The organism is Streptomyces sp. NPDC047014 (assembly GCF_040644195.1).
Classification (GTDB): Bacteria; Actinomycetota; Actinomycetes; order Streptomycetales; family Streptomycetaceae; genus Streptomyces.
On record NZ_JBEYVX010000058.1, the window covers coordinates 24,331 to 39,039 of the forward strand.

Annotated in this window: 5 protein-coding genes and 1 pseudogene; 2 read left to right on the forward strand and 4 right to left on the reverse strand. The window is 72.4% G+C overall.

The genetic code is table 11. From position 1 onward, the window contains the following. Window positions 1-36: 36 nt before the first annotated feature. Window positions 37-1,482 (forward strand): NADP-dependent phosphogluconate dehydrogenase, encoded by a 1,446-nt coding sequence (gndA, locus tag ABZ873_RS24955; RefSeq protein ID WP_360875910.1) that lies wholly within the window; start codon window positions 37-39, stop codon window positions 1,480-1,482. 287 nt (window positions 1,483-1,769) lie between these two features. On the opposite strand, the gene ABZ873_RS24960 is transcribed toward gndA, so the two are convergent. The 3 genes from ABZ873_RS24960 to panD are packed head-to-tail and all read right to left on the reverse strand — an operon-like array spanning window position 1,770 to window position 3,197. Further along, window positions 1,770-2,390, reverse strand: coding sequence for an aspartate/glutamate racemase family protein (locus ABZ873_RS24960; RefSeq protein WP_360875924.1), 621 nt, complete (start codon window positions 2,388-2,390; stop codon window positions 1,770-1,772). A gap of 13 nt (window positions 2,391-2,403) precedes the next feature. Beyond that, complete coding sequence (locus ABZ873_RS24965; protein ID WP_360875912.1) at window positions 2,404-2,763, reverse strand: GNAT family N-acetyltransferase; 360 nt, start codon at window positions 2,761-2,763, stop codon at window positions 2,404-2,406. Between the two features lie 11 nt (window positions 2,764-2,774). Then, window positions 2,775-3,197 (reverse strand): aspartate 1-decarboxylase, encoded by a 423-nt coding sequence (gene panD, locus ABZ873_RS24970; protein ID WP_360875914.1) that lies wholly within the window; start codon window positions 3,195-3,197, stop codon window positions 2,775-2,777. A gap of 428 nt (window positions 3,198-3,625) precedes the next feature. Between panD and ABZ873_RS24975 the strand changes: the two genes are divergently transcribed. Then, window positions 3,626-3,847, forward strand: a complete 222-nt coding sequence (locus tag ABZ873_RS24975; RefSeq protein WP_360875916.1) for a hypothetical protein — start codon at window positions 3,626-3,628, stop codon at window positions 3,845-3,847. 82 nt (window positions 3,848-3,929) lie between these two features. Here ABZ873_RS24975 and ABZ873_RS24980 read toward each other — a convergent pair. After that, window positions 3,930-14,709, reverse strand: a pseudogene (locus ABZ873_RS24980) (hypothetical protein); the annotation flags it as partial.

Here is a 14,709-nt window from a genome sequence, read left to right on the forward strand (position 1 = left end):
CACAGCCCGCACACCGAAGCACGCAGGAGCGCATATATGAGCACCAGCACGGCCCAGATCGGCGTCACCGGCCTCGCAGTCATGGGCAGCAACCTCGCCCGCAACTTCGCCCGCAACGGTTTCACCGTCGCCGTCCACAACCGCACCGCCGCCAAGACCACGGCGCTGGTGGAGGAATTCGGACACGAGGGGCACTTCGTGGCGGCCGGTTCGGCCAAGGAGTTCGTCGACGCGCTGGAGCGCCCCCGGCGCCTCGTCATCATGGTGAAGGCCGGGGAGCCGACCGATGCCGTGATCCGTGAGTTCGCCCCGCTCCTGGAGGAGGGCGACGTCATCATCGACGGCGGGAACGCCCACTTCGAGGACACCCGGCGGCGCGAGCGCGAACTGCGCGAGCAGGGGATCCACTTCGTCGGCGTGGGCATCTCGGGCGGTGAGGAGGGGGCGCTGCTCGGCCCGAGCATCATGCCCGGCGGCTCGGAGGAGTCGTACGCCTCGCTCGGACCGCTGCTGGAGAAGATCTCCGCGAAGGCCGCCGACGGCACGCCGTGCACCTCGCACATCGGTCCCGACGGGGCCGGACACTTCGTCAAGATGGTGCACAACGGCATCGAGTACGCCGACATGCAGCTGATCGGGGAGGCGTACCACCTGCTGCGCGACGTGGCCGGCTACTCCCCCGAGAAGATCGCGGAGACCTTCCGGGAGTGGAACCGGGGGCGCCTGGACTCCTACCTGATCGAGATCACGGCGGAGGTGCTGGCGCACACGGACGCCGCGACGGGCCGCCCCTTCGTGGACATCGTCGCGGACGCCGCCGAGCAGAAGGGCACCGGCCGCTGGACGGTGCAGATCGCCCTCGACCTCGGGGTCCCGGTGTCGGGGATCGCGGAGGCGGTCTTCGCCCGCTCGGTGTCCGGGCACGCGGACCTGCGCAAGGCCGCCCGCGGGCTCGCGGGGCCGACGGCGGCGGCCCTGGAGCCGGGGGACGCCGACGCCTTCGCGGCCCAGGTGGAGGAGGCCCTGTACGCGTCGAAGATCGTCTCCTACACGCAGGGCTTCCACCAGATCCGGGCCGGCAGCGAGGAGTACGGCTGGGACGTGGACCTGGGCGCGGTGGCCTCGCTGTGGCGCGGCGGCTGCATCATCCGCGCGGCCTTCCTCGACCGGATCCGCGCCGCCTACGACGCCCGCCCCGACCTCCCCGGCCTGCTGTCCGACGAGCGGTTCGCGGAGGAGATCGGGGCGGCGCAGGACGGCTGGCGCTCCGTGGTGGCGACGGCCGTGCGCGAGGGCATTCCGGTTCCCGCGTTCGCGGCGTCCCTGTCCTACTACGACGCGCTGCGCGCGGAGCGGCTGCCGGCGGCCCTCACGCAGGGGCAGCGGGACTTCTTCGGCGCCCACACCTACCGGCGGACGGACCGCGAGGGGTCCTTCCACACGCTCTGGAGCGGGGACCGCTCCGAGGTCGGCACCGACTGACGCCGCCGCTCAGCTCCAGGGCCCGGGCTGCGGGATCGGCGCGGGCCCCGGGGGCGGAGGCACCGGATCCGGCTCGGGGACCGGGCCGGGCACGGGCGGTACGGGGCGCGGCACGGGCTCCGGGTCCGGGAACGGGCCGGGCGCCGGGGTCGGATCGGGCTCCGGGGACGGGGGCTGGGTCTCATCGATTTTTCGCACCATACGGCGCATTTTCCCGCGAATCCCTCAGGTATGCGCCTGTGCCGCGGCCGTCGGTGGCGGGCCCGGACCAGCGGGCCGCGCCCGGCTCAGCCCAGGTCCAGTCCGGCGGCGAATCCCGTGTCCGGGGCGGCCAGCACCGGGACGCGCGTGGTCACCAGCCGCGCGGCGCCCGCCATGGAGACCTGCGCCAGCACGATGACGTCCGCACCGGTGGCCGCGTCCGCCTCCCGGGCCACCAGGGCATGGCAGCCGGCCGCGTCCCCCGCGGCGAAGCGCTCCCAGGCGCCGGGGACCAGCCGCGTACGGATCCCCGCGGGCCGCACCCCGGCCGCCAGGGCCTCCTCCGCGAGGAGGTCCAGGGTCGGGGCGAGCGTGGACGCGAGGGCCGCCAGTACGAGGATCCGCCCGCCGGAGCGCACCGCGGCGGCGGCCATCGGCCGGTCCACGCGCAGCACCGGGACACCGAGGGCCGGGGCCAGGGATTCCGCGACCGCGCCGAGGGTCGAGCAGGTCACGAGGACCGGGGAGCCGCAGCCCGCCAGCAGCTCCCGTACGGCCGGAGCCACGGCGTCCGGGCCCTCCGTACGGGCCCGGTCCAGCAGCTCCGGCGCCACGAGGTGCCGCAGCACCGCGCCCGGCCGGTCCCGGTCGCGCAGCGCGTCGAAGACCGGGACATGGGCGGGCGAGGTGTGCAGCAGGGTGAGCACGGGCTCGGTCACGTCACCGCGATCCGGAGTGGGCGGCCCGCTGCGCCTCGGCCGCCGCGACGAGCTCCTCGGGTGCCGGGGGCGCCTCGTCGGGGTGCTTGGCGGCCCAGCTCGCGGCGTAGGGGCAGAGCGGCACGACGGGCACGCCCTCGGCGGCGGCGATCCCGTAGAAGGTCCGCACCAGCCCGCCGGCGATGCCGCGTCCCTCGTGCCCCGGCTCGACGACGGTGTGCACCGCGACGAGCGCGTGGGGCTCCTGGTCGAGCACGAAGTAGGCGATGTACCCGACCGCCGTGCCGCCTTCGAGGGCGAGCAGCCGCCGGTCCTCGCGCCGGTCCTCGTAGCGGACCGGCTCGCCCTGACTCTCCGTCATGTCCTGTGCTCCTATCGGGCGGCCACGGCGAACGGGCCGCGCTCCTGGTCCGTCCCGGGCACCGGGGCGGAGGGGTCGGCGCCGAGCTCGACGATCCGGTTGTCCGCGTCGACGTGCACCACGCGCGGCGTGAGCGCCCGGGCCTCGGCATCCTCGACCTGCGCGTAGCTGATGAGGATGACGAGGTCCCCGGGGTGCACGAGGTGCGCGGCGGCGCCGTTGATCCCGATCACTCCGGACCCGCGCTCCCCCTCGATGACGTACGTCTCCAGGCGCGCCCCGTTGGTGATGTCGACGATGTGCACGAGCTCCCCGGGGAGCAGGTCGGCGGCGTCGAGCAGATCGGCGTCGACGGTCACGGACCCGACGTAGTGCAGATCGGCCTGGGTGACGGTGGCCCGGTGAATCTTTGACTTGAACATGGTGCGAAGCATCGAGATACTCCTGAATGTAGGCTCCCTGCCTGCGTTTTTGCAGGTCAAGTGCTATTTGGCTCATCCTATAACGAGACGTCTGCCGGGGCGGCATTCCCCGGCTTTTCCTCGGCGGGTACTGGCCACCCGCCGACTTTCCTCCCCAAGATGCAGAAGGTGCGCAGGCGTGCCTAGCGTGGAAGGAGGAAGACCGCGCCTCAGCGCGGTCGAGGACCGCGGAACGCGGTCGTATCCCTCGCGGCGGTATCGCACAGCGGCACTGTGCGGCGGAGCGGCGTGATGGGCAGGCCCATCGACCCGGGCGTCAGAGCGAAGACCCGCCCGTATGCCCTCACACCCAGGCTCCCCGATCACGCGAGAACGGCACCAGTGGCCGCCTCGGAGAGGCGGCGGAGCGAGAAGGGCGCGAAACCATGCAAGCACTCGGAATGAAGCGACTGTTCGCGGCATCCGCGATCGCGGTCCTGATGGCCGGAGGGGCCGCCGTGGGTGCGGCCGGTACCGCATCGGCCGCGGTCCCGACGCACGCGACCACCTATGTGACCGGCGGCGGCTGGGACGACGACAACCACCACGGCTGGTACGACGACGATGACGACTGGGGCGGCTACGGCGGATACGGCGGCTGGGGCGGCCACGACGACTGCTGAACGGGCACAGGCCCCGTCGCGGGTCCTCCGCGACGGGGCCGACGCACGTGTGCGCGGCGCGCCGTACCGCTGAGCCGAGGGCTCAGTGGGGGCGCTCCTCGGCTGCCGTGGAGGGCGGCTGGATGCTGTCGCCCCGGTTGTTGGCGGCGAGGCTGGCGGCCAGGGCGGCGAAGTCCCGTATGACGCCGAACCTCCCCTTGTCCGCCGGCAGCAGGCCGCGGGCGGGGCTGTCCTCGGCCATCTGCGCGGCGAACAGCGCCTTGTAGGCGTTGTAGACCTTGGCGGTGTTGGCCGGTTCCTTGGCCGCGTTCACCCGGTAGTCGCTGGTGATCGCGATGGAGGCCAGGTCCATCAGATAGCAGTCGATCAGGTCCGTGACGTCCTGGGTCTTGGCCCCCGGCACCTGGGCCTGCGCGAACACGGCCATCATCTCCGCCATCTTCAGCACGATGTCCCGGTAGATCCCGTGCCGCGTGCTGCTGGTGAACGCCGCCATGATGTGGTCGGCCTGCCCCGCGCCGTCGGTGTTCATCATCCGCGGCGTCTTGAGGTCCCCCAGCCCGGGAACGGGCAGCGGAACGCCCTGGAACATCTCCTCCTCGCCGGGGATGTCCGGGTTCCGGGAGGCGAGGGGGTGCAGGCCGATCTCGTGGGCCAGCATGCCCATGATGTAACCGATGTCGTACTTCTCGAAGTAGTAGCTGGCCAGGTTGATCTGCACACCCTCGTCGCCCCGGTCGCGTACGTCGGCCGGGGTCTCGGTGGTGCGCACGTGCAGGGTGATACGGACGGGGCGCTCACCGACGTACGCCTTGATCGTCGGGTGGTCCCTGAGCAGCTCGATGATCTGGACGGCCTTCGCCCGGTACCGCTCGTTCGACCGCTTGAGATTGGTGAACTCGAAGTTCTCCATCACGAAGGGCCCGGTGGGGGGCGTCGCGTCCGGTTCCTGCGGCATGCGCGCCGGGACCTCGGTGGAGGCGGTGCCGTCGGTGGCGTGGCTGCCGCCGGTGCTGTCGGCGCCGGCCTGCGGTCGCGGCAGGGACACCGGATCCACCCAGACGGACGTCCGCAGGACCGGCTCGGCGCCGGTACGCGTCGCGTCCCAGGTCCGCTCCTCGTCCTGCCCGCCGGAATCGGGCTGCGGGTGTACGTCCCCGATCAGCGCACCCAGCAGGGCCAGATGCCTGCCCCGAAGACCCGCGGGGGTGAGCGAGGCGTCCTCGGGCCGGGCCCGCAGATCACCGAGGAGGCTGCCGGGGATGTGCGGGCGGTGCGGAGCGTCGGCGTCGCGGTACTCGTCCCGCAGTCCGAGCTGATGGGTCAGCTCGTGCGCCATCTCCACCGGGTCGGCGTCCGCCCACCACGTGTACTGGTCCATCGCCCGGTCGCGCCCCGTCAGGTCCACCGTCAGGTGCGGGAATGCGGCGGGGTCGACGAGCTCGACGGTGACGTGCAGCAGGTCGCCGTTGGGCAGCCGGTGGCCGGGGGCGTTGAGGACTGCGCCGACGCCCTCCTTGAGCCGCTCGAAGGCGAGCGCGGACTGTTCGCCGGTGCCGCGCATCGCGATGCGGACGGTGAGGTCGGTGACCGGATCGCCGTCGTAGGTGAACCGCCGGGCGTCGAAGCCCGAGCGCACCACGAAGCGGGGGCGGCTGTCCCGGGGGCGCCTCGGCCCCGGTGAGCCGGCCGTGCCGGTCCGCGGTCCGGCGTCGGTGCCGGTCTCGGCGCCGGTCTCGGGGAGCCGGGGGCCTTCTTCGCCGCTCACACCGCTGTTCTGTGCCGCGCTGCTCTGTGCCGCGCTGTTCTGCGCAGCGGGGGCGGTCTGGATGCTGTCGCCCTGGTTGTTGAAGGTGAAGCTCGCGCCCAGGCCGATGAAGTTGTTGGTGACGTTGTACCAGCTCTTGTCCGCCGGCAGGAGCGGCCGGACCGGGCTGTTCTGGTCCAGCCGCGCGGCGAACTGCTCCTTGTAGGCGTTGTAGACCCGCGCCGTGTAGCGGGGTTCCCAGGCGGCGTCCTTGCGCCGGTCGTTGGTGAGCGCGATCGTGGCCAGGTCCATCAGGTAGGTGTCGATCAGGTCCGTGACGTCCTTGGCCCTCGCGCCGTCCTCACCCGCTTGCGCCTCCTCCGCCAGTACCTCGGCCATCTTGGCGACGATGTCGCGGTAGATGCCGTGGCGGATGGTGTGGGGGAAGGCGGCCATGATGTGGTCGGCCTGACCGGCGTCCAGCGTGTTCATGAAACGCGGATTCTTCAAGGTCTCCAGACCCGGCACCTGCAGGGGCATGCCCGCGTACAGGTCCTCCTCCTCCGGGATCTTCGTGTTCTTGGAGGCGAGAGGGTGCAGGCCGATCTCATGGGCCAGCATGCCCATGATGTAGCCCATGTCGTACTTCTCGAAGTAGTAACTGGCCAGATTGATCTCCACGCCCTGATCACCGAGGTCGCGGACATCGGCCGGGGTCTGCGTCGTGCGCACGTGCAGGGTGATCCGGACCGGACGGCCGCCGATGTAGTCGCGGATCGTGTCGTGCTTCCTGAGCAGCTCGATGATGCGGACCGCCCTGTCGCGGTACGCCCCGTTCGTGTGCTTGAGGTTGGTGAACTCGAAGTTCCCCGACTTGAAGGGGGTGAGTACCTGCTCCGCTGCCGCGGGTGCGGTGTCGGGGGTGGGGTTTCCGTCAGCCTGGGGAAGCCGGGGGCGGGCCTCGCCGTCATTGCCGGGTGCGGGGGTCGGGGCGGCGGCGGGCCGCTGGATGCTGTCGCCGCTGTTATAGGTACCGACATTGCTGGCCAGGCGCGTGAAGTCTCCCAGGACACCGAACCGGCTCTTGTCCGAGGGCAGCAGCGCACGGACCGGACTGTTCTGGGGCAGGTGCTCAGCGAGTTGGCTCTTGTAGGCGTTGTAGGACCGTGCTGTATAGGCCGGGTCCAGGACCGCCTTGCCACGGTGATCGTTGGTGACCGCGATGGAAGCGAGATCCATCAGGTAGGTGTCGATCAGGTCCGTGACGTCCTTCGCCTTCGCGCCCGCCACGTTCACACGTGCGTGCCGGGCCATAACCTCGGCCATCTCGACGACGATGTCGCGATAGATGCCGTGGCGGATGGTGTGCGGGAACGCCGCCATGACGTGGTCGGCCTGGCCCGCATCCAAGGTGTTCATGAAACGCGGGTTCTTCAAGGTCTCCAGGCCCGGAACGGGCAGCGGCGTCCTCGCGTAAAGGTCTTCTTCCTCCGGGATCTTGGTGTTCTGGGAAGCCAGGGGATGCAGGCCGATCTCATGAGCCAGCATGCCCATGATGTAACCCGTCTCGTACTTCTCGAAGTAGTAACTGGCCAGGTTGATCTGCACACCCTGATCGCCGAGATCCCGGACATCGGCCGGCGTCTCCGTGGTCCGCACGTGCAGGGTGATGCGGACGGGACGGCCGGCCACGTACTGCTTGATGGTGGGGTGCTCGTCCAGCAGCTCGATGATCCGGACTGCCTTGTCGAGGTACTTGTCCGTCTGGTTCAGGTTGGTGAACTCGAAGTCCCCCAGCTTGAACGGACGCAGGACAGGCTGGGCCGGGGTGGGTGTCGTGTCGGCGGTGTTGTTGTCGGCCTGAGGAAGCCGCGGGCGCGCCTCGTCAGCGCTTCCGGGCGCCGGAGTCGGGGCGACGGCGGGCCGCTGGATGCTATCGCCGCTGTTATAGGTACCGACGTTGCTGGCGAGTCGCGTGAAGTCCCCCAGGACACCGAACCGGCTCTTGTCCGAGGGCAACAGGGCACGGACCGGGCTGGTCTGGGGCAGATGCTCAGCCAGCTGATTCTTGTAGGCGTTGTACGCCCGTGCCGTGTAGGCCGGGTCCAGGACCGCCTTGCCACGGTGGTCGTTGGTGACCGCGATGGAAGCGAGATCCATCAAGTACGTGTCGATCAGATCCGTGACGTCCTTGGCCTTGGCACCCGCCACGTTCACACGTGCATGCCGGGCCATAACCTCGGCCATCTCGACGACGATGTCCCGATAGATCCCATGGCGGATGGTGTGCGGGAAGGCAGCCATGATGTGGTCGGCCTGGCCCGCGTCCAGCGTGTTCATGAAACGCGGATTCTTCAAGGTCTCCAAGCCCGGAACGGGCAGCGGCATCCTCGCGTAAAGGTCCTCTTCCTCCGGGATCTTCGTGTTCTTGGAGGCGAGAGGGTGCAGGCCGATCTCATGGGCCAGCATGCCCATGATGTAACCCATGTCGTACTTCTCGAAGTAATAACTGGCCAGGTTGATCTGCACGCCCTCGTCGCCTAGGTCCCGGACGTCGGCCGGCGTCTCGGTCGTACGGACGTGCAGGGTGATGCGGACGGGGCGGCCGCCGACGTACTGCTTGATGGTGGGGTGCTCGTCCAGCAGTCCAATGATCCGGACCGCCCTGTCGATGTACTTCTCCGTCTGGTTCAGGTTGGTGAACTCGAAGTCCCCCAGCTTGAACGGACGCAAAGCAGGCGCCTGGTCCTGATCTTGGTCCTGCTGCATGTGGGCCGGGATCTCGGTGGCTGTCGTGCTGTCTGCGGGCCGGGGCAGGGAGACCGGGTCGACCCACACGGCTTCGCGGAGTTCCTTGGCGGCAGTATCCCGGGCCTGCGCCCAAGTGCCGTCGTCGTCCTGCTGGGACGCCGGGGTGACATCCCCGATGAGCGCGCCGAGCAGGGCCAGATGCCGGTCGCGAAGGCCCGCAGGAGCGAGGGAACTGTCTTCGGGAGCCTCGTCCATGTCGCCCAGCAGGCTGCCGAGGATGTGGGGGCGCTGCGGGGAATCGGTGTCCCGGTACTCGTCGCGCAGGCCGAGCTGGTGGGTGAGTTCGTGCACGAACTGCACCGGCGCGGCATCGGCCCACCAGGTGACCTGGTCCATCGCCCGGTCGCGGCCCGCAAGGTCGACGGTCAGGTGCGGTGCGTCCGTGGGATCGACGAGCTCCACGGTCACGTGCAGACGGTCGCCGTTCGGCAGGTGGTGCTCCGGGGCGTTCAGGAACTCCTCCACACCCGCCTGGAGCTGGCCGAACACATGGCTGGCCTGCTCGTTCGTGCCGCGCAGCGCGATGCGGACCGTGAGGTCGGTGACCGGCTCGCCCCGGTAAGAGAACCGCCGGGCATCGAAGCCGGACCGCACCACGAACCGCGGACGGCGGTCGCGCACACCGTGCCCCGGCGACGCGGTGGGCGGGGTGATCGACGACTCGGTCCGCGGCGCCGTGCCCGTACCGGCACCGGACTCGGGAAGCCTGGGGCGAGCCTCGTCGGCGTTGCCCGCGGGCTGGTCCGGGGCCGCGGGCTGCTGGATGCTGTCGCCGCGGTTGTTGGCCGCGATGCTGGTCGCGAGCTGGGTGAAGGAGCGCGCCACACCGAACAGGGTCTTGTTCGACGGCAGGAGCGCCTGGAGAGCGGCGTTCCCCTCCAGCTGGGTGCGGAGCATCTCCTTGTAGGCGTTGTAGACCCGCGCCGTGTTGTTGGGCTCCTTGACCGCGTTGATCCGGTAGTCACCGGTGACCGCGATGGAGGCGAGATCCATCAGGTAGGTCTCGAAGAGGTCCGTGACGTCCCGGTCCTTGATCCCGCCCACGCCGACGCGTGCGCGTCGGGCGAGCGTCCTCGCCATCTCGATGACGATGTCGCGGTAGATGCGGTGCCGGATGGTGGGGGGATAGGCGGCCATGATGTGGTCGGCCTGGCCGGCCCCGTCGGTGTTCATGGTGCGCGGCGGCTTCAGGTCGGTCAGTCCCGGTACCGGCAGGGGCATCCCCCGGTACGCCTCTTCCTGCTCCGGAATGTCCGTGTTGCGGGAGGCGAGGGGGTGCAGGCCGATCTCGTGGGCGAGCATGCCCATGATGTAGCCGATGTCGTACTTCTCGAAGTAGTAGCTGGCCAGGTTGATCTGCACGCCCTCGGTGCCCCGGTCGCGTACGTCGGCCGGGGTCTCGGTGGTGCGCAGGTGCAGGGTGATGCGGACGGGGCGGCCACCCACGTACTGCTTGATGGTGGGGTGCTCGTCCAGCAGCTCGATGATCCGGACCGCCTTGTCGAGGTACTTGTCCGTCTGGTTCAGGTTGGTGAACTCGAAGTCCCCCAGCTTGAACGGACGCAGGACCGGTTCGGCCGGGGCTGCCGGGGGCGCGGGCGCCGGGTCCGGGGCCGTGGCCGTGGCCGGGTCCGGGGCCGTGGGGGCGTCCGAGCCCGTGTCGTTGCCGGACAGGGTGCTGAGCTCGCGCGCCTCCTCCTCCACGACGGCCGGGAGGCCGCTCTCCGCCGGTGACGTGGGCGGCGGAGTGACCTCCGCCGCGGGTGCCGGCGTACGGAGGGTCAGGGGGACGAAGTCGCCGCCGCGGCGGCGGAGCCGCAGGTGGGCACTGTCGGCGGAGGGCCCGGGGTAGGTGTGGGCGGTGCCGTTCTCCTCGATCAGGGTGAGGGTGGTGCCGGTCGCGGCGGCGGCCCACTCGGCCACCGCACGGTCCGCCCCCGGGCCCCACGGGGCCTGGGCCAGGTGGCGGCGCAGATGTCCCTCGCGGGCCTCCGGGCCCGGCGCGGGCGCGCCGGGCTGGGGCCGCAGGGGCGGGGGCGTGAAGAGGGAGTCGTGCTGTGCCGGGTCGCCGGGCAGGCCGTTGAGGCGCATCAGGCGGGTGGCCGGCGCCCCGGCGCGGTGGCGCAGCCGGGCCGCCTCGTGCTGTGCCAGTCCTGGCTGGTCCGCGGCATCGCGCAGGGCCGTGGAGAGGGCTCCGAAGAAGCCGTTGCCCCGGCCGGTGGGGGCGCCCTGGGTGTAGGTGGCGCCGTCGGGTGCGGTCAGGACGGCGTCGCGGTCGAGGCGGTAGCGCGGGCGGCTGCTGTCGGCGGGCGGCAGCCAGGGCGCGGTGGTGTGGCTGCGGTGCACGTACGGCCGCGCCGATCCCGGCTCGGTCGCGGGGCGCGGGCCGGCCGTGGTGGCCGGGGCCGGCAGCGCGACGGCGGACGGGGGCGGGGTGCCGGGCGGCAGCGCGGCGTGGAAGAAGCCTCCGGTGGCGAAGAGGACCGGATCGGCCACCGGGTCCACGGCGGCCGGATCGGTGCCGTGCGGGAGGAAGAGCTGGTCGCGGCCCTCACCGGTCACCACGGTGAGCGGGACGCCCAGGACCCGGGCGGCCAGTGCGGGCAGCAGGTCGGCGCCGCCGTGGTCGCCCGCGCGGCGTCCGGCCGGTGCCGGGGTGCCGTCCGCCGACTGCGTGGCGTCCTGCTGGGGCTCGCTCGCGAACGGGCGGGACAGGGCCGCGGTGGCCAGCGCCGCCCGCTGCCCGGGGCTCGGCCAGACGGTCTGCGGCAGACGGCCGAAGGCGTCGAACTCGGCCTGCTGCGCCGGGCTGAGCCGCACGCCCGCGGCGTCCAGCTCCTCCTGGGTGAAGGTGTCCTCGGCGTCCAGGGCGAGGGAGTCGAGCAGGTCCTCGTTGCCGTCCTCGCCCAGCGCCCAGGCGAGCCGGTCGCGGGCGGCGCCGATGGCCTCGGCGGTGACCGCCGGGTCGCCGGGGGCGGCCGCGAACCGGCCGGCGAGGTCGGGGCCGAGCAGCTGGGGCAGACGGCCCCGGGCATCGGCGGCGGCGAGCAGCGCGTGGAAGAACGAGGCACCGTCGTGCGGTACGTCGTGCAGCTCGCGCACGGTGGCGCCGTCCGGCGAGGTGAGGGTGCGGGGGGCGGCACCCTTCCCGGCGGTGATCTTGTACGGCGCGGGTGCCTCGGAGCGCCAGTCCGGCGCGGTGTACGCCTCGGCCGGATCCGCCACCAGGGCCGGGGGCAGCCCCCGGTGGTGGGCGGTGAGGCGGGAGGCGGCGAGGTGCAGCCGGTGGTGGTCGGCGGCGGCGGCATCGGTGCGCCGCGCCCAGCGGTGGACCTCCGCGCGGGCGGCCTGCCAGGCCACGACGGCCGGGGACACGGGCACGTCGAGGGACGGGTCCGCGGCCGGGGACGGGTTCGCGGCCGGAGCCGGGTTCACGCCCGGGTTCGCGCCCAGGTCCGCGGCAGGGTTCGCGCCCGCGTCCGCTGCCGGATTCGCAGCAGGGTTCGCGCCCGGATTCGCCGCCCCGGCCGGGTGTTCGTCGCCGAAGGCGACCTGTTCCTCGGCACTCAGGTCGAGCCACGCCTCCCGGGACCGCGCCCGGGCGTCGTAGTAGCCCTTCTCGGCCGCCGCGAGGTCGGCCGCCGCCTTGGCCTGGTCGTCCCAGGCCGAGGCGGCCTCGGCGGGGAACGTGGCCTCGTCCAGCAGGCCGTAGTCGCGGGCGATGTCCTCGCGCAGCCAGACCAGGGCGGTGGTCCGCGCCTCCGCGGCGCGCGGGCCGCGCCGGGCCTTGCCGAGCGCGTGGAAGGGGCGGCTGTCCGTGATCCGGTGGTCCGCCTGCGCCACCGACAGCCAGGTCACCGGCAGTGCGAAGAGCATGCTGCGCTCGGTGACGACCTTGAGGTGGGTGCCGAGGGTGGTGTCGGCGGTGCCCTTGAGCGCGGTGCCGTCGTTCGCGCCGCCGATCGGGACGGTGGCGCCCGGGTTGATGACACCCGCGTTGCTGTTGCCCGCCAGCGGAGCGGTGCCCACCGCGCCCTCGACGTTGTCGGCGGTGCCGGCCTCCAGCGCGTCGGAGGTCTTCGCCCGCTGCATGGCCTCCATGCGCGGCTTGTTCTCGACGGCCAGCAGCCGGGCGCCGCCGCGGTGCATCTTCGCGTAGAGCCGCGAGTCGGCGGTGTGGAACTGGCCGAAGAGGTGCGCGGATGCCTGGGTGGGCAGCGCGGAGCCCCGCGCGCCGAGTGCCTCGCGGAAACCGGAGGTCAGGCCGACCTGCGTGGTGGCCTCCTGCTGGGCCTGGGCGGGGGCGGTGCCGAGACCGGTGAGCGGGGTGCGGCGGGCGGCGCGTACGCGTGCGGCCAGGCCCTTGCCGGTGTGCCGGGTGCCGAGGTCGGCGTCGCCGGTGCCGTCGGCGCGGGCGGTGGCGAGGGTCAGGGCGTCCTGCACGTTGGCGGCGCCGCGGATGTCCACGGCGAGGATCCCGGAGCCGATCCGGTCGTCGAAGGGCAGGACGTCCGGGTCGGCCGGACCGGTGCCGTCCGCAGTGGAGCCGCGCCAGGCGTCGATGCCCTCCGGGCGGGCCTGGGCCGCGGTCAGGATCCGTACCGCGCGCTCGGGTTCGGGTACGTCCTGCTCGGTGAGCGCCCCGTCGGCACCCGCGCCGTCCGGGGTGAGCAGGCTGGCCGGCAGCATCTCGTGGAGGCTTCCGACGGGGACGGCGGTGGCGCCGGGGGCGAGCGGGGCGCCGGTCGCGTCCGTCATCGTGACGGTCAGGGTGTAGTGGGTGACGATCTCGGCGTGCGCCTGGGTGGTGGCGATGTTCGGCATGGCGGTGGTACCGGCGGTCCGCGTACGGGTACTGGACCGCTGCTTGGCGGCGGTGCCCTGGAGCGAGGGGTTGGCGAGGAGGACACCGCTGTCCGCCGCACGCTGGCCGGCGGCGAGCGTCACGTCGGAGCCGCGGTCCTCGGTGGCGGCTTCGGCGTCGTCGCGGGCGGTGGTGCGGTAGTCCTCCAGCTCGAAGCCGGTGCGCAGCCGGTCGACGGTGGTGACGACCGGGGTGAGCTGGAAACGGAGCTGCCCGGGGCTGCCGCCGACCGGCAGCCGGAAGGGGCTGGCCCAGGAGCGGTAGCGCACCGGCAGGGTCATCCCGTCGGTGGTCAGCTCGTGCAGGTTGGCCCGGAGGAAGTCCGGGGAGAGCCGCTGGAGGACCTGCTCGCGGTCGTGCGAGGGCACCCCGATCCGCTCCAGGTCGGCCAGCAGCCGGGGCGCGGCGCGGCTCGCGTCGAGCCGGCCGCTGGGGTGGGTGGGGAAGCGCCGTCCGCGCAGGAAGGCGGGCACGCGGTAGCCGCCGCCCAGGTTGCGCGGGGTGGTGGTGCTCAGGCCGTCCGGGGCGAGTCCGGCCTCGATGACGTCCTGCATCGGCAGGTGGAACATCACCGCGTCACGGATGCGCTGGAGCGCGGCGGCGGCCCGGCGGGGTGCGAGGCCGCGGCCCATCTTCTCGGAGAGCCGGCCGGCGGAGGAGCTGATCCGCTGTCCGGCCCGGGTGCCCACCGTGCCCATGGCGGCGGTCCAGCGGTCCCGCACCGCGATGGTCTCCGCGGCGTCGGCGACCACGAGGTACATGCGGCCGGCGTAGGCGAGGGTGGTGTTGCGTCCCCGGGTGAGGGTCTGCGCGACGCCGCTGCCCTTGCCCCGCGCGTACTGCAGGGCGGTCGCGTACGAGCCGGCCACCGCGGGCTGTCCCGGAGCCTGTTGCAGCGGTGTGTCGGCGCCCTGGAGGCCCAGGGTGGTCCGCGAGACGGTGCTCGCGCTGCCGGTGACGCGGTGCTCGTTGCCGATGGTGGCTTCGAGGCTGGCGGGTTTCGGGTCGCTCGCGACCCGGAAATTGTGCAGCTCGCCGCGGATGGCCGCCTTGAGGTAGTGGGTACGGAAGGGTCCCGCGCCGCTCAGTCCGGTGATGCGCGAGCCGAACGGGCCGAGGTACTGGCCGAGTTGGCTCGCCACGCTGAGGTTGGCCATGGCCCGGCGCAGCGCGGTGCGCACCGGGGCGCCGGGCGCGCTGACGTGCCAGGAGGTGCCGGACGCGCGGTCGGCGGTGTCCTGCATGAGCCGCTGGCGCTGCGGGCCGCCCTCGGTGCTGAGCACCACGTGCGGGGCGCTCAGCAGCTTGCCGGTGAGCTGCCGGTCGGGTGAGTCCGCCCTCGGCAGCGGGCGGGTGCCGTCGAGGAGCTGGTCCGCCTCGGTGGCGGAGAGCTGCTGCGGTGCGGGCGCCGCCGCGGGCGCGGGCCCGGCGGGCGGCGGG

Bases quoted from the DNA above. Each gene is read 5' to 3' on its own strand.
- gndA (WP_360875910.1), top strand. From the start codon at position 37: ATGAGCACCAGCACGGCCCAGATCGGCGTCACCGGCCTCGCAGTCATG.
- ABZ873_RS24965 (WP_360875912.1), bottom strand. From the start codon at position 2,763: ATGACGGAGAGTCAGGGCGAGCCGGTCCGCTACGAGGACCGGCGCGAG.
- panD (WP_360875914.1), bottom strand. From the start codon at position 3,197: ATGCTTCGCACCATGTTCAAGTCAAAGATTCACCGGGCCACCGTCACC.
- ABZ873_RS24975 (WP_360875916.1), top strand. From the start codon at position 3,626: ATGAAGCGACTGTTCGCGGCATCCGCGATCGCGGTCCTGATGGCCGGA.